General features: G+C 71.4%; 19 protein-coding genes. 8 read left to right on the top strand and 11 right to left on the bottom strand.

Going from position 1 to position 20,430, the window contains the following annotated elements; translation table 11 throughout:
- Positions 1-149: 149 nt before the first annotated feature.
- Positions 150-2,171 (bottom strand): beta-galactosidase, encoded by a 2,022-nt coding sequence (locus ACIRA5_RS03065; RefSeq protein WP_403686579.1) that lies wholly within the window; start codon positions 2,169-2,171, stop codon positions 150-152.
- Between the two features lie 186 nt (positions 2,172-2,357).
- Between ACIRA5_RS03065 and ACIRA5_RS03060 the strand changes: the two genes are divergently transcribed.
- The 6 genes from ACIRA5_RS03060 (at position 2,358) to ACIRA5_RS03035 (ending at position 7,458) form a co-directional block, all read left to right on the top strand.
- Positions 2,358-3,677: an ABC transporter substrate-binding protein gene (locus ACIRA5_RS03060; RefSeq protein ID WP_403686577.1), complete on the top strand. Its 1,320-nt coding sequence runs from the start codon at positions 2,358-2,360 to the stop codon at positions 3,675-3,677.
- The gene (locus ACIRA5_RS03055; RefSeq protein WP_403686574.1) at positions 3,674-4,597 is read left to right on the top strand and encodes a carbohydrate ABC transporter permease; all 924 of its coding nucleotides are present in this window, start codon (positions 3,674-3,676) and stop codon (positions 4,595-4,597) included. Before ACIRA5_RS03060 ends, ACIRA5_RS03055 begins: the two co-directional genes overlap by 4 nt.
- Positions 4,594-5,499: a carbohydrate ABC transporter permease gene (locus ACIRA5_RS03050; protein WP_403686572.1), complete on the top strand. Its 906-nt coding sequence runs from the start codon at positions 4,594-4,596 to the stop codon at positions 5,497-5,499. Before ACIRA5_RS03055 ends, ACIRA5_RS03050 begins: the two co-directional genes overlap by 4 nt.
- Positions 5,496-6,527, top strand: coding sequence for a LacI family DNA-binding transcriptional regulator (locus tag ACIRA5_RS03045; protein WP_403686568.1), 1,032 nt, complete (start codon positions 5,496-5,498; stop codon positions 6,525-6,527). The genes ACIRA5_RS03050 and ACIRA5_RS03045 overlap by 4 nt, the downstream gene beginning before the upstream one ends.
- Positions 6,528-6,637: 110 nt before the next feature.
- Positions 6,638-6,991: a VOC family protein gene (locus ACIRA5_RS03040; protein WP_054233267.1), complete on the top strand. Its 354-nt coding sequence runs from the start codon at positions 6,638-6,640 to the stop codon at positions 6,989-6,991.
- 71 nt (positions 6,992-7,062) lie between these two features.
- Positions 7,063-7,458 carry a MarR family winged helix-turn-helix transcriptional regulator gene (locus ACIRA5_RS03035; RefSeq protein WP_403686565.1) on the top strand — a complete coding sequence of 132 codons (396 nt, stop codon included), beginning with the start codon at positions 7,063-7,065 and terminating at the stop codon, positions 7,456-7,458.
- A 3-nt stretch (positions 7,459-7,461) separates the two neighbouring features.
- Here ACIRA5_RS03035 and pqqB read toward each other — a convergent pair whose 3' ends face one another.
- The 4 genes from pqqB to ACIRA5_RS03015 all read right to left on the bottom strand — a co-directional run bounded on the left by pqqB (position 7,462) and on the right by ACIRA5_RS03015 (position 11,426).
- Positions 7,462-8,349, bottom strand: a complete 888-nt coding sequence (gene pqqB / locus ACIRA5_RS03030; protein WP_403686562.1) for a pyrroloquinoline quinone biosynthesis protein PqqB — start codon at positions 8,347-8,349, stop codon at positions 7,462-7,464.
- Positions 8,350-8,412: 63 nt separating this feature from the next.
- Positions 8,413-9,525, bottom strand: coding sequence for a hypothetical protein (locus ACIRA5_RS03025; protein ID WP_403686559.1), 1,113 nt, complete (start codon positions 9,523-9,525; stop codon positions 8,413-8,415).
- A gap of 87 nt (positions 9,526-9,612) precedes the next feature.
- Positions 9,613-10,035 (bottom strand): SseB family protein, encoded by a 423-nt coding sequence (locus ACIRA5_RS03020; protein ID WP_403686558.1) that lies wholly within the window; start codon positions 10,033-10,035, stop codon positions 9,613-9,615.
- A 149-nt stretch (positions 10,036-10,184) separates the two neighbouring features.
- On the bottom strand, positions 10,185-11,426 hold the full coding sequence (locus ACIRA5_RS03015) for an acyl-CoA dehydrogenase family protein (RefSeq protein ID WP_403686557.1): 1,242 nt from the start codon (positions 11,424-11,426) through the stop codon (positions 10,185-10,187).
- A 266-nt stretch (positions 11,427-11,692) separates the two neighbouring features.
- Between ACIRA5_RS03015 and ACIRA5_RS03010 the strand changes: the two genes are divergently transcribed.
- Positions 11,693-12,955 (top strand): alpha-L-fucosidase, encoded by a 1,263-nt coding sequence (locus tag ACIRA5_RS03010; RefSeq protein WP_403686554.1) that lies wholly within the window; start codon positions 11,693-11,695, stop codon positions 12,953-12,955.
- A 13-nt stretch (positions 12,956-12,968) separates the two neighbouring features.
- Here ACIRA5_RS03010 and ACIRA5_RS03005 read toward each other — a convergent pair whose 3' ends face one another.
- The 4 genes from ACIRA5_RS03005 to lnt all read right to left on the bottom strand — a co-directional run bounded on the left by ACIRA5_RS03005 (position 12,969) and on the right by lnt (position 17,588).
- Positions 12,969-14,966, bottom strand: coding sequence for an ArnT family glycosyltransferase (locus ACIRA5_RS03005; protein WP_403686552.1), 1,998 nt, complete (start codon positions 14,964-14,966; stop codon positions 12,969-12,971).
- A 155-nt stretch (positions 14,967-15,121) separates the two neighbouring features.
- The gene (locus ACIRA5_RS03000; protein ID WP_352045462.1) at positions 15,122-15,319 is read right to left on the bottom strand and encodes a DUF2180 family protein; all 198 of its coding nucleotides are present in this window, start codon (positions 15,317-15,319) and stop codon (positions 15,122-15,124) included.
- A 126-nt stretch (positions 15,320-15,445) separates the two neighbouring features.
- Positions 15,446-15,919 carry an NUDIX hydrolase gene (locus ACIRA5_RS02995; protein WP_403686549.1) on the bottom strand — a complete coding sequence of 158 codons (474 nt, stop codon included), beginning with the start codon at positions 15,917-15,919 and terminating at the stop codon, positions 15,446-15,448.
- A gap of 40 nt (positions 15,920-15,959) precedes the next feature.
- Complete coding sequence (lnt, locus tag ACIRA5_RS02990; RefSeq protein ID WP_403686548.1) at positions 15,960-17,588, bottom strand: apolipoprotein N-acyltransferase; 1,629 nt, start codon at positions 17,586-17,588, stop codon at positions 15,960-15,962.
- Between the two features lie 309 nt (positions 17,589-17,897).
- Here lnt and ACIRA5_RS02985 point away from each other — a divergent pair, with 309 nt between their 5' ends.
- Positions 17,898-18,914 (top strand): O-antigen ligase family protein, encoded by a 1,017-nt coding sequence (locus ACIRA5_RS02985; RefSeq protein ID WP_403686545.1) that lies wholly within the window; start codon positions 17,898-17,900, stop codon positions 18,912-18,914.
- A 12-nt stretch (positions 18,915-18,926) separates the two neighbouring features.
- On the opposite strand, the gene ACIRA5_RS02980 is transcribed toward ACIRA5_RS02985, so the two are convergent.
- Positions 18,927-19,472 carry a hypothetical protein gene (locus ACIRA5_RS02980; RefSeq protein WP_352045466.1) on the bottom strand — a complete coding sequence of 182 codons (546 nt, stop codon included), beginning with the start codon at positions 19,470-19,472 and terminating at the stop codon, positions 18,927-18,929.
- A gap of 139 nt (positions 19,473-19,611) precedes the next feature.
- On the bottom strand, positions 19,612-20,397 hold the full coding sequence (locus ACIRA5_RS02975; RefSeq protein WP_403686543.1) for a glutamate racemase: 786 nt from the start codon (positions 20,395-20,397) through the stop codon (positions 19,612-19,614).
- Positions 20,398-20,430: the final 33 nt, after the last annotated feature.

The raw sequence follows: 20,430 nt of genomic DNA, 5'->3' as shown, positions 1-20,430 counted from the left end.
GCGGCTCTCGTGGCACGCACGGGCGGAGGGGAGTTCGGCTCCGCCACGGGGGTCCTGCGCCCGGCGGCGGTCGGGTGAAGCGTGGAGCCGTACGACGAGGACGGCGGTCGGCTCAGCCGTCGAGCCGTACGGCCGGGACACCGGTCGGCTCAGCCGTCGAGCCGTACGACCCGGACGGCCCCCGCGGGCAGCACCAGGCGGCCCGCGGCGCGTTCGCCCGTCAGCAGCTCGGTGCCGGCCGCGTCCAGCGGCACCTTGGCGTCCGACGAGGTGTGGTTGACCGCGAACAGGAAGGTGCCCGACTCACCGCTGCGGCGCACCACTTCGACATCGCGGGGCAGGTCGGCGCGCGGCGCGATCCGCGCGTCGTCGGACGCCCAGCCGATGAGGGCGTCCAGGCCCTGCGCGCCGAGGCGGGTGGAGACGTACCAGGCGGAGCCCTCGCCGAGGCGGTGGCGGGTGACGGCCGGGCGACCCACGGTGAGTCCGTCGGCGTACGTCCACACGGTCTCGGCGCCGCGCGGCACCACGAACTCGGTCCAGACGTCGCCGGTGAGTTCGGAGCCGTCGGGGCCGGTGATCCGGACCCGGTCGTCCTTCAGGAGCGGTGAGAACTCCTCGACGGTCAGGCCGAGCACGTCCCGCAGCGCACCGGGGTAGGCGCCCTCGTGCACGGCGTCGTGCTCGTCGACGATGCCGGAGAAGTACGAGACGACGAGGGTGCCGCCGTTCTCGACGTACTCCCTGAGGTTGTTCCCGGCGGCCTCGGTCATCAGGTAGAGGGCGGGAACGACGACAAGGGGGTAGGCCGACAAGTCGGCTTCCGGGTGGGCGAAGTCGACCGTGAGGTGACGGTCGTAGAGCGCCTCGTAGAACGCGTCGGCGCGCTCGCGCGGGTCGTGGTCCTCGCTGGGGCGCCAGTCGAGGGTCTGCGCCCACCAGGAGTGCCAGTCCCACAGCACGGCGGCGTCGGCGACGGTGCGGCTGCCCTTGACCGGGGTCAGCGACTCGATGGACGCGCCGAGTTCGACCACCTCGCGCCAGACCCGTGAGTCGGTGCCGGCGTGCGGCAGCATCGCCGAGTGGAACTTCTCGGCGCCGCGCCGGGACTGCCGCCACTGGAAGAACATGGCGCCCTCGGAGCCGCGCGCCACGTGCGCGAGGGAGTTGCGGGCCATCTGGCCCGGGGCCTTCGCGGGGTTGCGGGGCTGCCAGTTGACGCCGGACGTGGAGTGCTCGAGCAGCAGCCAGGGGGCGCCGCCCGCGACGGAGCGGGTGAGGTCGGCGGCCATCGCGAGGTTGACGTGGGTGCGGCGGCCGTCGGTGATCAGGTAGTGGTCGTTGCTGACGAGGTCGACCTCGCGGCCCCAGGCCCAGTAGTCGACGGAGTCGCACTGGCTGAGGGCGGTCATGAAGTTCGTGGTGACCGGGATGCCGGGGGCGAGGCGGTGCAGGATGTCCCGCTCGGCGACGAAGTTCTCGCGCATGGTCTCGTCGGCGAAGCGCTTGTAGTCCAGGGCCTGGGCCGGGTTGCCGACCGTGGGAGTCAGGCGCGGCGGGTTGATCTGCTCGAAGTCCGCGTAGCGCTGGCCCCAGAAGGCGGTGCCCCAGGCCTCGTTCACCGCGTCCACGGTCCCGTACGTGCGGGCCAGCCAGCGCCGGAAGTGGGCGGCGCAGGACGCGCAGTAGCAGGCCGAGACGGGGACGCCGTACTCGTTGTGGACGTGCCACATCGCGAGTGCGAGGTGGCCGGCGTACCGGGTGGCGAGTTCGGTGGTGATGCTCGCCGCGGCGGCGCGGTAGTCGCTGTTGCTGTGGCAGATGGCGCCGCGCGAGCCGAACTCGTAGCGGGTGCCGTCGGCGGCCACCGGCAGCGCCTCGGGGTGCTCGCGGTAGAACCAGGCGGGCGGCGCGACGGTCGGGGTGCCGAGGTCGGCACGGATGCCGTTCTCGTGCAGCAGGTCGAGCAGTCGGTCCAGCCAGCCGAAGTCGTGCGTGCCCCGAGCGGGTTCGAGCAGCGCCCAGGAGAAGATCCCGACGCTGACCATCGTGACACCCGCCTCGCGCATCAGCCGGACGTCCTCGTGCCAGACGTCTTCCGGCCACTGCTCAGGGTTGTAGTCCCCACCGAAGGCGAGCCTGGTGAGGCCCTTGGGTGTGGTCTCCGGCATGGATCTTCTCCCGTTTAATCGATCATTTGGGAACGTGCACACACTCGATCAGCGGCGCGAGCCCAACATAACCGCACAGCAACAACCATTGACAAGTGTCCGGGATGTTTCTCTACTGTGAACGCTCACAGAAGCATGGCACGGTCGCCGCAGCAGGCGGGGACCCAGGTCAGGGGAGAAAGATCCATGCCAAACACGAAGCTGCGTCGCCTCGTGGCCACCTCCATCGCCGTCACGCTCGGCGGCACCGCACTCGCCGCCTGCGGCTCGTCGGACGACAAGAGCTCGTCCGAATCGGGCCCGGCGTCCCTGACGTACTGGTCCTGGACTCCGGGCATGGACAAGGTGGCCGACCTCTGGAACAAGGGGCCGGGCAAGCAGCAGAAGATCACGGTCACGGTGAAGAAGCAGGCGTCGGGCGACACGCTGGTCACCAAGATCCTCACCGCGCACAAGGCGAAGAAGGCCCCGGACCTGGTCCAGGCCGAGTACCAGGCGCTGCCGACCCTGGTCAGCAATGACGCGCTCGCCGACATAGCCGCCGAGTCGAACGACGCGAAGAGCAAGTTCGCCGACGGTGTCTGGCAGCAGACGACCCTGGGCTCGGACGCCGTGTACGCGATCCCGCAGGACATCGGCCCGATGATGTTCTACTACCGCCAGGACCTCTTCAAGAAGTACGGCCTGACGGTTCCCACGACCTGGGAGCAGTTCGCCGAGACCGCCCGCGCGCTGAAGAAGAAGGCCCCGGACAAGGACCTGACCACCTTCTCCGCCAACGACTCCGGCCTCTTCGCGGGTCTCGCCCAGCAGGCGGGCGCCAAGTGGTGGACCGCCTCGGGCGACAAGTGGAACGTCGGCATCGACGACGCGGCGACGCAGAAGGTCGCCGACTTCTGGGGCGGCCTCGTCAAGGAGGGCGCGATCGACAACCAGCCGATGTACACGCCCTCCTGGAACAAGGCGCTGAACACCGGCAAGCAGATCGCCTGGGTCAGCGCGGTGTGGGCGCCGGGCACCCTCACCACGGCGGCCCCCGACACCAAGGGCAAGTGGGCGATGGCCCCGTTGCCGCAGTGGGACGGCAGCAAGGACGTCACCGGCAGCTGGGGCGGTTCCTCGACGGCCGTCACCACGGACTCGCAGCACAAGGCGGCCGCCGCGAGGTTCGCCACCTGGCTGAACACGGACCCGCAGGCGGTGGCCGCGCTGGCGAAGGAGGGCGGCATCTACCCGGCCGCCACCACCGCGCAGACCAGTGACGCCTTCTCCGAGCCGCCGGCGTTCTTCTCCAACCAGGCCGACTTCTACCCGAAGGCCGCGGAGATCGCCAAGACCACCGCGCCCTCCGCCTGGGGCCCGAACGTGAACGTCGCCTACACGACCTTCAAGGACGCCTTCGGCGCCGCCGCCAAGGACAAGTCGGACTTCGGCGGCGCCCTGAAGAAGATGCAGGACGACACGGTGGCCGACCTCAAGAAGCAGGGCTTCGGGGTCGCTCAGTGACGACGGCACGTCGGAAGTCGTACGGGGTCAAGGGGGCCCCGTACGCTTTCCTCCTCCCCGCGACGATCCTCTTCGCCCTCTTCTTCGCGCTGCCCATCGGCTACGCGCTCTGGCTGAGCCTGCACAAGGTGCAGGTCAAGGGCCTGGGCCTGGGCTCGGGCGCCCGCAACGAAGTCTGGGCGGGGCTGGAGAACTACAAGGACGCGCTCTCCGACTCCGAGCTGCTGAGCGGCGCGGTGCGCGTGGTGGGCTACGGCGCCATCGTGATCCCGGTGATGCTGGGCCTCGCGCTGCTGTTCGCGCTGATGCTCGACACGGACAAGGTGCGCCTGGCTCCCTTCACCCGGCTCGCGATCTTCCTGCCGTACGCCATTCCCGGCGTCGTCGCCGCGCTGCTGTGGGGCTTCCTGTACCTCCCCGACGTCAGCCCCTTCTACTTCGTCCTCGACAAGCTGGGGATGCCGCAGCCGAACCTGCTGGACGGCGGCCCGCTGTATCTCGCGCTGTCCAACATCGCGGTGTGGGGCGGCACCGGCTTCAACATGATCGTCATCTACACCTCGCTGCAGGCCATCCCGGCCGAGGTGTACGAGGCGGCGAAGCTGGACGGCGCCACGCCCCTGCAGATCGCGCTGAAGATCAAGATCCCGATGGTGGCGCCCTCGCTGGTGCTCACCTTCTTCTTCTCGATCATCGCGACGCTCCAGGTGTTCAGCGAGCCGACCACCCTCAAACCCCTCACCAACTCCGTCTCCACGACCTGGAGTCCGCTGATGAAGGTGTACCAGGACGCCTTCGGCAAGGGCGACATCTACTCGGCCGCCGCGGAGGCGGCGATCATCGCCGTCGTCACGCTCGTCCTGTCCTTCGGCTTCCTGCGGGCCGCGAACTCCCGTAACAAGCAGGAGGAAGCACGATGAGTTCTCTTGCCGTACGCAAGGCCGCACCGGCCGCGGGTACCACCCCCGGCACCGCCCAGGGCCCGCCCCTGCGCCGCCGTATCGCCTTCGTGCCCACCCTGACGCTGCTGCTCGGCGCGCTCTACTGCCTGCTGCCCGTCGCGTGGGTGCTGATCGCGGCCACCAAGTCGGGCCGTGAGCTGTTCTCGACCTTCACGTTCCTGCCGGGCTCCGGCTTCACGCAGAACGTCAAGGACCTCAACGCCTACCGCGACGGGATCTACTGGAAGTGGATGGGCAACTCCGCCCTCTACGCGGGCCTCGGGGCCCTCCTGTCGACGGCCGTCTCGGCGCTCAGCGGCTATGCCCTCGCGATCTACCGCTTCCGGGGCCGCGAAACCGTCTTCAGCGTCCTGATGGCGGGCGTGCTCATGCCGCCGGTGATCCTGGCGATCCCGCAGTACCTGCTGCTGGCGAAGGCGGACCTCACGGACTCGTACGCGTCCGTGCTGCTCCCCCTCATCCTCTCCCCGTACGGCGTCTACCTCGCCCGGATCTACTCCTCCGCGGCCGTGCCCGGTGACGTGGTCGAGGCCGGGCGCATGGACGGGGCGAGCGAGTGGCGGATCTTCACCCGGATCGCGCTGCCGATGATGGTGCCCGGACTGGTGACGGTGTTCCTGTTCCAGTTCGTCGCCGTGTGGAACAACTTCCTGCTGCCGTACATCATGCTCAGCGACGACGAGAAGTTCCCGATCACGCTGGGTCTGTTCACGCTGCTCGAACAGGGCTCCAACACTCCGGCGCTGTACACGCTGGTGATCACCGGCGCGCTGCTCGCGATCGTTCCGCTCATCGCTCTCTTCCTGGTCATCCAGCGTTTCTGGAGCCTCGATCTGCTCTCGGGAGCCGTAAAGTCGTGACCATGACCAACGCGGGGGGCAGGCGCAGACCGCCGACGATCCATGACGTCGCGCGCGAGGCCGGCGTGTCCCGGGGCACCGTGTCGCGAGTGCTCAACGGCGGGCACTACGTGAGCCCGGCGGCGCAGGAGGCGGTCAACGCCGCCATCCGCAGAACGGGCTACGTCGTGAACCGGCACGCCCGCTCGCTGATCACCGGCCGCTCCGACTCGATCGGGTTCCTGCTCACCGAACCGCAGGAGAGGTTCTTCGAGGACCCGAACTTCAACGTCCTGCTGCGCGGCTGCACCCAGGCGCTGGCCGCGCACGACATTCCGCTCCTGCTGATGCTCGCGGGCACCGAGGACGAACGGCGGCGCATAACGCGGTACATCACCGCCGGCCACGTCGACGGAGTGCTGCTGGTCTCCAGCCACTCGGGCGACCCGGTCGCCGAGCAGCTGCGTGAGGCGGGCGTGCCGCTGGTCGCCTGCGGCAAGCCCATCGGGCTCGGCTCCAAGGTGAGTTACGTCGCCGCCGACGACCGCGACGGTGCCCGGGACATGGTCAAGCACCTGGTCTCCCTGGGCCGTCGCCGCATCGGCATGGTCACGGGTCCGCTCGACACCCCGGGCGGTGTCGAGCGGCTCGCGGGCTACCGGGAGGTGCTCGCCGAGGCGGGCATCGAGGCCGACGACCGCCTCGTCGCCTCCGGTGACTACAGCCGGGCCAGCGGTGAGGCGGGCGCCGAGCAGCTCCTCGAGCGTGCCCCGGACATGGACGCCGTCTTCGTCGCCTCCGACCTGATGGCACAAGGCGCACTCGCCGCTCTGCACAAGGCGGGCCGCCGCGTCCCGGAGGACGTCGCGGTCGGCGGCTTCGACGACTCCTCCGCCGCGATCTCGGCGAACCCCGCCCTCACCACCATCCGGCAGCCGTACGACCGCATCAGCGCCGAGATGGTCCGCGTCCTACTCGCGCAGATCGGGGGCGAGGAGCCGGCGGCGGTGATCCTGCCGACGGAACTGGTACGACGCGACTCGACCTGAGCCGCACCCTCGACGACGGGGGGGGCCGGGACCGGTCAGGATTCGAGAAGCCTCCCGGCCCTCCCCCGCCCTACCGTGAAAGCACCGCACCACACCACGGAGGAGTCACCATGACCGCAGGGCTGAAGACCATCATCTACCCCGTCAAGGACCTCGCACGGGCGAAGGCCCTGTTCGGCGCGTTGCTCGGCACAGAGCCCTACGCGGACACCGCGTACTACGTCGGATTCAAGGACTCCGGGCAGGACGTCGGCCTCGACCCCAACGGTCACGCCAAGGGGATGACCGGACCGGTCCCTTACTGGCACGTCGACGACATCCGGGCGACGCTGGCGGCCCTGCTGGAAGCCGGGGCCGAGACGCTCCAGGACGTCCAGGATGTGGGCGGCGGCAGGCTGATCGCCTCGGTCAAGGACACGGACGGGAACCTCGTGGGGCTCCTCCAGGACGGCTCCGGCGCGTAGCCCCGCCGGGTTGTTGCAACCTCACTAGTTGCACACTCAATAAAACCCCGGACCTCTGTTACCGTGCATGTATGGCAGTGAACACGGCGAGCGACGCCCTGCTCGAGGACCGGTGGCGGGACATCCTCTCGGTGCACGCGCGCACGATGTGCGAGATCGACCGCGCGCTGCACCCGCACGGTCTCGGCGCCAGCGACTTCGAGGTGCTGGACATCCTGGTCTCGAGCGAACTCGCGCACGAGGGCGAGCACTGCCGGGTGCAGAACATCGCCGACCGTGTCCATCTGAGCCAGAGCGCCCTGTCCCGCCTGATCGGGCGGCTGGAGAAGGACGGCCTGGTGGAACGCACCGTCTGTCTGGAGGACCGGCGCGGGGTGTGGGTCGCGCTCACCCGCAAGGGACGCGACCTGCACACCGAGGTACGCCCCCTGCAACGCGCCGTGCTGGCCAGCATGCTGAACGCCTAGTCTCTACACCACGAACTCCGCCCCGTCCGGCAGCACTTCGACCCCCGCCGCGCTCACCCGCGCACGGGCGTCCGAGTCCGGGTCGAGCAGCGGGTTCGTGTTGTTGAGGTGCGTGTAGATCCGCCGGGGGCCGGAGTGACGAGCGAGGGCCACGAGGCTGCCGCGTGCGCCCGCCACCGGAAGGTGCCCCATCGCGGCCTGCCGCCCGCCCCGCGAGCGTACGGCCGTGCCCATCTCGTCGGGCGCGTAGAACGTGCCGTCGAGCAGTGCGCAGTCCGCCGAGGCGAGCAGGTCGTCCAGCTCCGGGGTCCAGGCGCCCAGACAGGGCGCGTACAGGAGCACTCCGCCGCCTGCCAGGTCCTCGATCCGGTACGCGGTCACCCAGCGGTCGTCCGGGTGGGGGCCGGCGACGTACTTCGGGGCCTTGGGACCGACGGGGTGCGCGGTGACGACCAGACCGCCGGACAGTACGAACCCGCCCTCGGTCAGGCTGTCCGCCCACTCCCAGGGGGCGTAGCGGTCGAGCAGGTCACGCAGGGGGGCCAGGGTGGCGAGGACGGGCGGCGCGGCGTAGACCTTGAGCCCGGCGCCGCCGCGCAGCACGGTCAGCCCGGCGACGTGGTCGGCCTCCGCGTCGGTCAGGAGCACGCCCCGTACGGGTGTGTCCCGTGGCCCCGGTCCGGGCGCGAGCGCGGGGGTGGTGGTCAGCTGCGTACGGATGTCGGGCGAGGCGTTGAGCAGCCACCAGTCGCGGGAGTTGCCGCTCAGGGCGACGGACTCCTGGGTCCGCGCGGGCAGTTTTCCGTCGCGGGCGGCCGCGCAGAGCGCGCACGCGCAGTTCCACTGTGGGAAGCCGCCACCGGCGGCCGTACCCAGCAGGACGACTTTCAAGGGGACTCCCATCCCTGCGCATCGAACCGTACCCGGGGGATCTTCCCCACTCGGCGGCCAGAACTACGCGGCGGCCGGGGGCAGTTCGGGACGATCTTCGCCGGGGCGCCGGTCCGCGGGGCGCGCGGGCGGGATAGGTGTCGAGGGGAAGTTCCGCGGCCCGGTCCACAGCGCGGGGACCGCGTCGCCACGGCGGCACAACTCGAAGGCGATCGTCTCGTAGTTGACCCGCCAGCCGTGGAAGTGCGGCCACGCCTGTTCGGCCGTCCGCTCGGCGGGGAAACCGGCCGCCTCCAGCATCGCGACGGCCGCGTCGAACTCCAGGTAGGTGAGCTGGATCGGGGTATCGGGCGCGGGGTCGGTGTCGTACGGGAAACGCAGGGAGCGGGCGATGTCGCGCAGTGCGGTGAAGCCGGCGCGCAGCATCAGGCGGGCCTCCGGCGGGGCGCTGCTCGGGGCGAGAGCGAGCTGCATGGCGGCCGCGTCCATGACGGCGACGAGGGCGACGATCCAGCTGCGGTAGGGCCGCGGTGAGCGGAACGCAAGCAGGACGGGGTACGTGGAGTGGCTCTCGCCGATGTCGGAGGCGAGCCGCTCCCAGGAGCGGTACAGCTCGGGCAGCGCGGTCTCGGTGTCGACCAGCCACTGCCGGGCGAGGATCTCAGGTCCCCAGGCGGGTTCGCCCGCGCGCGACTGGAGCAGGGTCACCTCCAGCTCGCGGCGGTTGTAGGCGGCGTACAGGGTGGGCAGGTAGGCGATCTGGAGGGCGATCACGACCGGTCCGGTGACGGCGGCGACGAAGTCCACCGCGGACAGGTGCAGTCGGTCGCCGCTGGCGAAGCCGAGCGTGAACAGGCTGGAGCCCGCCTCCCGGACCGATTGGGTCCAGGTCAGCGAGGAGATGGCGTGCAGCAGCAGCCCGAAGCCGATCAGGGCGCCGCCGAGCCAGCTCACGAGCGTGCCCATCAGCATGAGCGGGGCGAGCCAGGTCTGCGCGCGGTCGATGGCGCGGTAGCCGCCGCCGGGGGCGGCGAGGCGCAGCAGGAAGCGCAGGGAGCGCCACCAACGGATCACCATCGAGGAGTACAGCCCGCGGGGCACGACGAGGATGCGCAGGATGCTGGCGAACACCAGCAGCAGGAGCAGGCCGCCGGCCACGCCCGAGATCCATTTCATGCGGTCATTCTCACGTCGACGCGGACGCCTTCAGCACAACGGATCTCGTAGGGCGCGAACGGGGCCCGCGGCCCGCACGTCGAACGGTCAGGCCCGCGGCCGGACCAACAGGGTACGAACGCCCTCGGAGGTGAGGGTCAGGCCGTTCGGTGAACTCGGGTCGATGGTGAGCGACAGATCATCGGTCGGCCATTGGGAGGCGAGCGCGCCCAGCGGTACCAGACGGTAGCGGGAGACGAACGGCAGCAGTTCGGCCATCGCCGGCTCCGAGGTGAACACCGGCACCACCTGCTCCCCGCCCGGCTGCTCCAGCACGGGCAGCGCCACGGCGGCGGGGTCGCGCACGTCCTCCTCGCTCGCGTCGTCCGGCACGGGGACCAGCACCTCGCTGCCGGCCAGGGTGTCCAGCGCCAGCGGGTTCTCGGTGTTCTGCGCGAGTGCCTTCAGCGCCTCCTGGGCGGGTGTCGTGGCCGTCGGCAGGTAGTGAGGGTTGTTCAAGGGTGTGTCCATTGGCAGATCCCAGGTAGTGACGGACAGGCCGCCCGGGGCGGGACTCGCCCCGGGCGCGGCTCCTGTCGCGCGTACCCACTCGCGGCCGGGGCATTCCCCGCCCCTGCCCGCCGGTGCTCACGAGATCGAGAGACCGAGGGATCGGGAGATCAGGAGATCAGCGGGATGTCGTCCGACGGCAGCCCGAGGCGGTCGCGGCCGACACGGCGGGCCAGCGGTTCGGCCATCGTGGGGCCGAGGTGCGACCAGATCGTGGCGGCGTCCCGGAAGTAGCGCTGCATCCGTGCGCCGTCGCGGGCGTGCCGGGAGCCCGCCGTGCGGAACAGGATGCCCTGGAGCGCGTCCCAGGCCAGGCGCCCGGCGGTGACGAAGACCAGCGCGAGCCGGTTGTCGACGGCGGTCGTGAAGGCAGCCCGGCCCGACACGTTGTCGCAGCAGGCCTCCATCCAGTCGTCGGCGGTTGCCCGCAGCGCCGCGTCCGCCGTACGGATCGCGGCCAGCGCCTCCCCCAGGTGGCGCTGGTAGTCGTGGAGGTCGGCGCGGGTGCGGCCGGGGTCCATGACGAGCGGGCGTTCGGCGATGATCCGGGCGTACTCGTCGGCGGCCGCGTACGCGGTGCCGATCATGAGCGCGGCCAGCTCGCCGTGGAAGAAGCTCGCCGCGCGCCCCGCGTACATGGGATGGCCGTGCAGCTTCGAGCCGAGGGAGCCGCCCTCGACCGGCAGGTCGAGCAGGCTCGCCTCCCGGGTGAAGTGCTCGGGGATACGGGCCTCGTCGAAGCGGATGCTGTGGGAACCGCTGCCGCGCAGGCCGAGGACGCCCTGCCAGTCGTCGAGCAGCGTCCAGGCGGAGCGCGGCGCCACGAACAGCACGAGCGGCCCCGGCGGGTCGTCCGGCATCTCGGGGGCGCGCAGGGTCTGGCCGACGTAGTGGGTGGAGTACGGGGAGCCGGAGGAATAGGACCAGGTGCCGTCGAGGACCACATGGCCGTCGCCGTCGGGCCGCGCCACCCCGACGGGGGTCGCGGTGGAGGCGGCCCGGAAGTCGCCCTCGTCTCCGAAGAGTTCGTCCTGTGTCCTCTCCTCGAAGACCGAGGCGACCTGGAGGACATGGGCGGCGGTGAGCGACAGGGCCCAGCCGGTGGAGGGGCAGCCACGCGCGACCTCGGTCACGACCCGGTAGAAGGTCGGCAGGCCGAAGGCGTACCCGCCGTACCTGCGCGGCTGCAGCATCCGGTAGAAACCGGCGCGCAGGAAGTCCTCGTGGGTGTCCTTGGGGTAGATCGTCAGCCGCTCGGTCTCCGGCTGCCGTTCGAGCAGCGCGGGCCGCATCGCCACGGCCCGCTCGATCACTTCACGTTCGGTGAGTTCCGGTTCGGGAACGGCGATCACGGGGCCTCCTGGCGAGCGGGACTGTCCATACGTGTGGCGCTACCAATGATTGAACACGCAGATCCGCCACGGTGTACCGCCGGATAACGCCAAGTACGAGAATCCGTACGCCGGTCGATGCGTCGGCACGCCCGCACGGGGGCGCGAATAGAGCGCCTTCCTCACCCGTCGGTCAAGGCTTCGAGGCGATGGCCATGGTGAAAACGAACCAGTGATGGTGACCGGGGCCCACGCGCCCCGCGGGCCCCGCCGCCTACCGTGGGCGCATGCCGATGCAACCCTGGTTTCCCGACGCCAAGCTGGGCGTCTTCATCCACTACGGTGTCTACGCCGTGGGCGGAGCGGCCGAGTCCTGGTCGTTCTACACGGGCGAGATGACCCACGAGCAGTACATGAAACAGCTCGAGGGCTTCACCGCGTCGAAGTACGATCCGGACGCCTGGGCCGAGCTGTTCGCCCGCATCGGCGCCCGGTACGCGGTCCTCACCACCAAGCACCACGACGGCGTCGCCCTTTGGGAAACCGGCCACCGCAATCTCGACGTCGTCCGGGACACCCCGGCCGGCCGGGACCTGGTCACGGGTTTCGTCGACGCGCTGCGCGAGCGGGGGCTGAAGGTCGGGCTCTACTACTCGCACTCCGACTGGAACCACCCCGACTACCCCAGCATCCGGCACGTGAGGCCGGGCGAACCGCCGAGTCCCTACTCGCACGCCGAGCCCGGCAAGGAGGACCCGGCCGCCTGGGAGCGCTACCTCGCCTACCGCGACGGCCAGGTCGGCGAGTTGATGGACCGATTCCGCCCCGACCTGCTCTGGTTCGACGGCGAGTGGGAGCGCACCGAGGAGCAGTGGCGGATGGACGAGCTCGCCGAGCTGATCCTCACGCGCAATCCCGACGCCGTCCTCAACGCGCGGATGCTCAGCCACGGCGACTACGCCACCCCTGAGCAGGGCACCCCGCTGCAGGCCCCGGAGGGCCCGTGGGAGCTGTGCCTGACGATCAACGACTCGTGGAGCTACCGGCCGCAGGACCTCGACTTCAAGTCGGTGCGCCAGCTGGTGCGCTACTTCACCGAGACGATCGGCATGGGCGGCAATCTGCTGCTCGGCGCCGGGCCCCGCGAGGACGGGACCATCCCCGAGGAGCAGATCGAACGCCTGGAGGGGCTCGGCGCCTGGATCGGACGGCACACGGACGCGGTGTACGGGACGGTCGCCGGGCTGCCCGCCGGGCACCACTACGGTCCCAGCACCCTCTCCGCCGACCGGCGCACGCTGTACCTGGTCTGCTTCGACGCCCCCCGTGACAACGTCTCGCTGCGCGGTCTGCGCAACGAGGTCAAGCGCGTCAGGGTCCTGGGCACCGGCACCGAACTGGGCCACCACGTCACCGGCGGCCTCGACGCCGTCCCCGGTGTGACCTGGATCGACGCGCCCGCCGCGGCCGACCTCGACGAGTACGCCACCGTCCTCGCCGTCGAGCTGGAGGGCGAGCTGGACCTCTACCGGGGCACCGGCCGCGACTGACGGAGTGACCGCGTCAAGGGAGTGCGGCGGCAGAACGGGGCGAGCAGCGGTAGAGGCGTGACGTCGGGAGCGGTACGCGTGCGCAATGGGCGCGCACCCATGCGGCGTTGGTCCGGCCCGGGACGGTCACCGCGCCGCCGAGGACGACGTAGCGCAGTCGGCCGGTGGCGACGAGGTGACGGAACTGGGCGCCCGTGGGCGTGGGCGCGGCCCCGGTGAATCCGCCCATGGGAAGCACCTTGGCGCCCGCGTAGAGGATGTACGCGGCGGCGGACCGCCAACTGGTCGTCGCGAAGAGGTAGGTGGCTCCGTCCTGGTGGGCCCGGGTGTAGGCCAGGAGCCGCTGCTGGTCCTCGTCGAGTCCGTCGGCGGACTTGGGGGTCCTGCCGCCCGCGTTCCGGGCGGCGGGCGGTGCCGAGAAGGTCCGTTGCCGCGCGTTGTGGTGGTGCCATGTGGACACCGGCCCGGCGGAGCCCATGCCGGAGTGCCCGTACGCGGGGTCCAGGACCGAGGCGGCCCAGGCCGCGGAGGGCCCCAGCATCGCCGCGACGGCCAGGCCGAGACCCAGTACCGCGGTGCGCCGTCGCGCCCCTTCAGCAAACTCGGTACGGGACAGTGCCAGCAGCGCCAGCGCGCCCGCTCCGAGGATGATCGCGGCCGGGGCCAGCCACGGCAGGAACGTCGGGTACTGCCCCGCGATCACCGCTGACCAGGTCACCGTGGTCACCACCGCGACGGGCAGCGCCCACGTCCGTGCCCCGCTCCCCTTGCGCCAGGCACGCCAGAACTGCACGGTCCCGGCGCCGAACAGCGCGGCCAGCGGTACGGCCACGACACCCATGTAATACGTATGGCCGCCGACCGCTCCGGCGCTGAAGACCAGGAAGTACGTGGCCAGCCAGGCCCCCCAGAGCAGGAAGCCCGCCCGCAGCGGGTCCGTGCGCGGCCTGCCGCGCAGCCACACCGGGCCGCACACCGCGGCGAGGGCGGCCGCCGGGTACAGCCAGCCGACCTGCGAGGCCAGCGACGGGCCGACCATCTTGGCCCACTGCGTGGCGGCGTGTGCGTGCCCGGGCTCCGTGGGGGCGGTGCCCGCCATGGTCTGTGCCGCCACGCTTCCGGTGTCCTTGGCGTCGATGCCGAGGCTGGAGAAACGGGTGAGGAAGTTGTATCCGACGACCTGGCTGACGGCCGAGTTGTTCGTCGTACCGTCCACGTACGGACGGTCCTTGGCCGGGGTCAGCGTCACCAGCAGCACCCACGAGGCCGAGACCGCCAGACACACCGCGCCGGCGGCGGCCAGGTGGGCCAGGCGGCGGCGCAGCACCGCTGGCGCCGAGACCACGTACAGCAGGCCGAGCGCCGGGAGTACCGCCCAGGCCTCCAGCATCTTGGCCTGGAAGCCGAGGCCGACCCACATCCCCGCCGCGAGCAGCGGGCGCAGCCGGGCCTCGCGGGCCGCGCGCAGCGTGGCGTCGGCGGCCAGCAGGACGAGCAGGGTGAACGCGGGATCCTCGGCCTGCGTGCGGAAGAGCCCCGCGACCGCCGGGGTGAGCGCGAACGCGCCCGCCGCGAGCAGGCCCGCGCTCTCCCCGGCCCAGCGGCGTACAGCGCGGTACAGGACGGCGACGCTGAGCACGCCCTCGATGACCTGGGGCAGGGTGAGCGCCCACGGATGGAATCCGAAGATCCGCGCGGACAGCGCCTGGGGCCACAGGAAGCCGGGCAGTTTGTCGATCGTGATCGAGTTGCCGGGGTCGAAGGAGCCGAACAGGAAACCCTGCCAGCTCTCGGACATGCTGCGCGCGGTCTGCGCGTAGAACGCGTGGTAGCCACTGTGCTGGATGTCCCAGGTGAACAGCAGGGCCGCCACCGCGAGGATCGCCAGCAGCGCGGGTCTGGCGTGGGCCGGGCCCCCCACCGGACTGCGGCCGGACGTCCCGGGACGGGCTAGCAGCCGCCCGCCCGTCCGCTGGGCCGACGCGATGATCGCTGCGGTGGTGCTGACCATGGACGTACCTTCCCGGTGTGCTCGCCGTTCGCTCAGAGAGAGGGCGGAACGGCCCACCGGGATGCCTGGGGGCGGTGGCTGTTCAGGTGACGTTCAGGTCGGGGGGACGGACGCCGCGGCTCACACCGTGGGGCGCGGCCGGTGCGCTGCCGAAGTCAGCTCGTCTCCGCCGCGCGGCAGGATCCGCAGGTGATGTGGCGGGCCGGCTTCTCGTGGATGGCCCGGCCGGTTCCGGTGATGTCCTGGGTCGGCGGGTGGCTTTCGTGCACATGCGTGCGACACAGCGCCGCGCCGCAGCGGATGCATACGGCGACCGCGGGACCGGGGGTGCCGGGGCAGTCGTAACAGTTCATGTCCTCACCTCGTTCTTTGGTGAGGGCCCTGTGGGGGGCTCCGCGATCCATCCTCCATCATCCTTGCGGACATCGCCTGGCCAGAGAACCCGGCCACGAGCCGTCCGGTCCCCGGTGTGCCCGTGCTCAGGTCGTGGGGTCGAACCACGTGGGCGCGTCCGACAGGGCCTGCTTGATCCGGAACATCCCGAACTCGTTCAGCTCGGGCAACGCGTCGACGGCGAACCAGCCGACGTCCAGCGACTCGTCGTCGTTGACCCTCGCCTCGCCGCCGACGGCCCGGCACCGGAACGTGGTGTCCATGTACTGGCAGGTGTCGCCGTTCTCGTAGGTGACCGGCTCCAGGGCCTGGACCAGCACCACGCGCTCGACGACGCAGCGCACGTTGGTCTCCTCGAACACCTCGCGCACGGCGCAGGCCGCGGGCTGCTCGCCCGGGTCCGGAATGCCGCCGATGATCGACCACTTCCGGGTGTCGGTGCGCCGGCCCAGGAGCACTCTGCCCTCGTCGTCGAAGACGATGGCGGTGACTCCGGGGAGCCAGAGCAGCTGGTGGCCGGCCGAGGCCCGGATGGTGCGGATGAAGTCAGGGGTAGCCATGGACCGACCCTAACGGCCGGATTCCGTCATCCGGCCGAGGTCACGCGAGATCGCCCGGAACGGCGCCGTTCCGGCGCCCGCGGACCATCGTCGTACCCGCCCAGCCGAGACCGCCCACCGCGACCGCCACCAGCAACATCTCCGGCAGGATGCCGAGCCGCGTGGCGGGGGTCTCGGAGGAGCGCAGCGGCACCTTCTGGACCAGCGAGTCCGCCACGAACATCCCGGTCCGCTGGGTGATCCTCCCGTCCGGCATGATCACGGCGCTGACGCCGCTGGTCACCGGCACCGTGACGGTACGGCTGTGCTCGACGGCGCGGACGCGGGACATGGCGAGCTGCTGATAGGTCATCTCGCTGCGGTCGAAGGTCGCGTTGTTGCTCGGCACCGAGATCAGCTGCGCGCCGTCGGTCACGGTGCTGCGCACGGCCCAGTCGAAGGCGGCCTCGTAGCAGGTGACCAGTCCGACCCGGGAGCCGTCCATGGTGAACACGCCCGGCTTGTGGCCCCGGCTGAAGTCCTGGCGGACCATCGAGGTCCAGTTCTTGTTGATGGCGCCGAGCAGTGAACGCAGCGGAAGGTACTCGCCGAAGGGCTGGACCTGTCGCTTGTCGTACGTGTCGAGGGGACCCTTGACCGGGTCCCACAGGATCTGCTCGTTGTAGAGCTTGCCGTCGCGCTCGACGACGCCACCGACCGAGATGGGCGCGCCGATGGCCTTGGCGGCGTTGTCGATCACGAGGCGGGCGTCGGCGTTGGTGAAGGGGTCGACGTCGGAGGAGTTCTCCGGCCACAGCACGAAGTCGGGCCGGGCGACCTTGCCCGCCTTGACCTCGGCGGCCAGCCGCTCGGTCTCCCGTGCATGGTAGTCGAGCACGGCGCGCCGCTGGGAGTTGAAGTCGAGCCCCGCGCGCGGCACATTGCCCTGGATGACGGCGACGGTCGCCGTGCCGTTCTCGGCCTTGTCACTCACCAGCGACCGCGCCGCGAGCGCCCCGACGACGGGGACGGCCACGCTGAGCAGCGCCGCCGCGGCGGCCCCTCGGCGTACGACGCCGGTGCGCCGGCCCTCGACGACCTGACGAACGACCTCGTACAGCCCGAAGCCGCAGAGGACGACCGCGAAACCGAGCACCGGGGTGCCGCCCACCGCGGCCAGCGGGAGGAACATGCCGTCCGCCTGGCCGAAGGCGATCTTGCCCCAGGGGAAGCCGCCGAACGGCGCACGCGCGCGTGCCGCCTCGCCCGCGATCCAGACCGCCGCCGCCCACAGCGGCCAGCCGGGCAGCCGGGAGACGAGGGTGATGCCCGCGCCGACGAGCGCCACGTACACCGCTTCCACGGCGGCGAGTGCCAGCCACGGGCCGGGGCCGACCTCGACACCGGTCCACACGAGCAGCGGCAGCAGGAAGCCGAGGCCGAACAGATAGCCGAGCCCGAGGCCCGCCTTCCAGGAGCGACCGCGCAGAAGCCAACCGAAGACCGCGAAGGCCGGCAGGGCCAGCCACGAGACGGTGCGCGGCGGGAAACTGACGTAGAGCAGCACTCCGGAGAGCGCCGCGGCGGCGGCCGGAGCGTATCGCCGAGCCAGTCTGGCCCCGCGGGATGCGGGCGCGGCCTGGGGTTCGAGCTGATCCGGCTCGTCTACGGAAGTTGCGGTGGCGGTCACCCGGGGAGTGTACGGCGCGTGACCTGGGCGCCGACAGCACGGTCCGCACCATGAACGTCCCGGCGCCCGGGGGTGGTCCGCACGCTCCGCAGACCGTCGCATGCCTGCCCGATGCACCGTTCCTGCGCAACTCATCCACAAACCGGCGCATCAGCCGTTACGGTGTGCCCAGCCTCTGACGTGCGGCCGGATGCGGCCGTGGCGGTCGGGGCCCGGCACGGGTCGGGGGGCGACGGGGTGGGGTCCACGGGGATGAGGTCCGCGGCCGGTTCGGCGGCCGAAGGCGAGAGACGAAACGTTTCGGACGCCATGGGTGTGATCGTGCTCGGGGCCTGCGCGGCGTGGGCCCTGATCACGGCGACGGCGCACGACGGGCGGCCCGAGGGGGTGCTCCTGGCCGTGCTCGCCGTGGCCGCCGGGTACGCCTCGGGCCGGATCCTCGGCGCACTCCTGCCGGTCGCGGCGCCGTGTGCCGGGGCTCTCGCCGGACTGGGCCTCGCGCTCACCGCCGCGCACACCACCCCGGGCCCGCAGGTCACGACGCCACTCGGGCACGGCGGTGCCACAGCCGCGCTGCTCGCGCTGTCCACCGGTGCGGCGTGCTGCGCGGCCTGGGCGGCCCGCAGGCCGGCGCAGCGGCTCGCGCTGAGTCTGCTCGCCGTCGGGATCGTGGTGAGCGCGGCGGTGCTCGGCTCGACCACCGGATGCGCCGCCGGCGCCGGAGTGCTGCTGTGCTCGCTCGCCGCCGACCGCATGCGCCGCCGCGCCCTCGGGCTCGGGGGTCTCGCACTCGCCACGGCGCTGGTGACGGGCGCGACCTGGGCGGTCGCGGAGAACGCGCTTCCGGACGGTCTGACCGCCGCCCTGGAGGGCCAGCTCACCGAGCACCGGGTCCTGCTCTGGCGCGACGCGCTCCACCTGACCGGACACCATCCCGCCTTCGGCGTGGGGCCCGGGCGGTACGGGGAACTCAGTCCGACGGTCACGCAGTCGCTGCTGCCCGACGGCAAGCCCCACTCGGCACCGTGGCAGCAGGCGGCCGAGCAGGGTCTGGTCGGAGTCGCGCTGCTCGCCGCGGTCTTCTGCTGGGTCCTCTATGCGCTGTGGCGTTCGCCGCGGTCCACGACGATCGCGCTGACGGCGGGCGCGGCCCTCACGGCGCTGGCCGTGATCGCCTCGCTGGGCAACGCGCTGAGCTTCACCACTGTGACGGCGGGTGCGGGGCTGCTCGCGGGGCTCGCGACGGCACGGCCCCTGGCCGACGAGGACCTGGAGAGCGTCCTGGACGCGGAAGACCAGACCCCGAGGAACCTGCTGGAGCCGTGAACTGCGCGACGGTCAGATGACCGCGCCGGGCGTGGCCGGCCGCAGCCGGTCCCGGATGATCCGGACCATCGCCTCCGCGTTGTCCACCGTGATGGTGAACGTGTGTCCGTCACCGAGCTGGAGCACCACGCCCTCGCCGCGCCGGACGATGACCGCGGTGCCCTTGTCGGGACGCCAGCGGTAGCCCCAGCCGCCCCACTGCCGCGGGGTGACCCGGGGGGCGAAGTCGGCGCCGACGACGCTCGAGAGCGGAATACGTCGGCGGGGCAGACCGATGTGGCCGCAGCGCACTTCGAGGCAGTCCTTGTCGACCTTCACGGCGACATGCACAAAAGCGAGGGTGCCGAACATGATGAGCAGTCCCGCCGCGATGCACCCGACGACGGACATGGCCAGTGCCGCGACACCCGACGTCCACGTCGAGTCGACGGCCAGTTCGACACCCAGCGCGATGCAAGCGGCCCCGCCTATGGCGGGCAGCCACTGGACGCGATTGGTCGCACTCCCGGTCCAGACATCGGGGTGCGAGAAGTTTTCGCGGTGGAGGTGGTACCTCATGTTCAAGAGACTACTCAGGTTCCGCACCGCGGGCACCGGGTCGCGGAGAGTCACTGCTCCGGGTGGACGCGCCGCGCACGCGGGGCGTTCAGGCGGTGACGGACGGTCGCCTTTCGGAGGCCTCCGCCCGGCGGCACGGTCAGCGGACGGGGCTGACCGCCTGAAGAAGGCGGCCTTCCTCGTACGCCAGCGCGGTCGCCGACAGGCCGCCCTCGCTGCCGCTGAGGAGCACGGTGAGGGAGCCCTCGGCGGGGGCCGCCGGGTCCGGACGCTCGCCGATCCTGCGCAGTGCCTGCGCGGCGACGGCCCCGGCGGAGCCATGCAGCGCGAGCGGCGGGAGGCCGGGCTGCTGCACGGCCGTACGGATGCGTTCGGCGACCAGCTCGTAATGGGTGCAGCCAAGGACTACGGCCCTTACCTCGCGGGGGGTGCGCTCGGCCGCCGCGGCGATCGCGGCGTCGATGCCCTCCTGGTCACCGTGCTCCACGGCGTCGGCCAGCCCGGGGCAGGCCACTTCGGTCACGGACACTCCCCCGGCGAACTCGCCGATGAGCCCGCGCTGATAGGGGCTGCCGGTGGTGGAGGGCGTGGCCCAGATCGCGACGGGTCCCCCACCGGCCGCGGCCGGCTTGATCGCCGGGACGGTGCCGATGACGGGCACCTCCGGCTCCAGACGGGCGCGCAGCGCCGGAAGGGCGCGTACGGAGGCGGTGTTGCAGGCGACGATCAGGGCCTGGGGACGGTACTGCGCGGCGGCCTCGGCGACGGCGAGCGCGCGGGCGGTCACGTCCTCGGGCGTACGCGGTCCCCAGGGCATGCTGCCGGGGTCCGAGGAGAGCACGATATCGGCGTCGGGCCGCAGTCGACGCACCACGGCGGCAGCGGCGAGCAGTCCGATTCCGGAGTCCATGAGCGCGATCTTCACCCGGTCACCATAGACGATCCGCCCCGGCGGCCC

It is taken from the genome of Streptomyces sp. NPDC096311 (genome assembly GCF_044763085.1).
Classification (GTDB): domain Bacteria; phylum Actinomycetota; class Actinomycetes; order Streptomycetales; family Streptomycetaceae; genus Streptomyces.
Note: the sequence above shows the minus strand (reverse complement) of the source record. Positions and strands in the feature narration are given on the sequence as shown.

Coding starts and splice junctions, on each gene's coding strand:
- ACIRA5_RS03065 (WP_403686579.1), bottom strand. CDS start 2,171: ATGCCGGAGACCACACCCAAGGGCCTCACCAGGCTCGCCTTCGGTGGG.
- ACIRA5_RS03060 (WP_403686577.1), top strand. CDS start 2,358: ATGCCAAACACGAAGCTGCGTCGCCTCGTGGCCACCTCCATCGCCGTC.
- ACIRA5_RS03050 (WP_403686572.1), top strand. CDS start 4,594: ATGAGTTCTCTTGCCGTACGCAAGGCCGCACCGGCCGCGGGTACCACC.
- ACIRA5_RS03040 (WP_054233267.1), top strand. CDS start 6,638: ATGACCGCAGGGCTGAAGACCATCATCTACCCCGTCAAGGACCTCGCA.
- ACIRA5_RS03035 (WP_403686565.1), top strand. CDS start 7,063: ATGGCAGTGAACACGGCGAGCGACGCCCTGCTCGAGGACCGGTGGCGG.
- ACIRA5_RS03025 (WP_403686559.1), bottom strand. CDS start 9,525: ATGAAATGGATCTCGGGCGTGGCCGGCGGCCTGCTCCTGCTGCTGGTG.
- ACIRA5_RS03020 (WP_403686558.1), bottom strand. CDS start 10,035: ATGGACACACCCTTGAACAACCCTCACTACCTGCCGACGGCCACGACA.
- ACIRA5_RS03010 (WP_403686554.1), top strand. CDS start 11,693: ATGCCGATGCAACCCTGGTTTCCCGACGCCAAGCTGGGCGTCTTCATC.
- ACIRA5_RS03005 (WP_403686552.1), bottom strand. CDS start 14,966: ATGGTCAGCACCACCGCAGCGATCATCGCGTCGGCCCAGCGGACGGGC.
- ACIRA5_RS03000 (WP_352045462.1), bottom strand. CDS start 15,319: ATGAACTGTTACGACTGCCCCGGCACCCCCGGTCCCGCGGTCGCCGTA.
- ACIRA5_RS02995 (WP_403686549.1), bottom strand. CDS start 15,919: ATGGCTACCCCTGACTTCATCCGCACCATCCGGGCCTCGGCCGGCCAC.
- ACIRA5_RS02985 (WP_403686545.1), top strand. CDS start 17,898: ATGGGTGTGATCGTGCTCGGGGCCTGCGCGGCGTGGGCCCTGATCACG.
- ACIRA5_RS02980 (WP_352045466.1), bottom strand. CDS start 19,472: ATGAGGTACCACCTCCACCGCGAAAACTTCTCGCACCCCGATGTCTGG.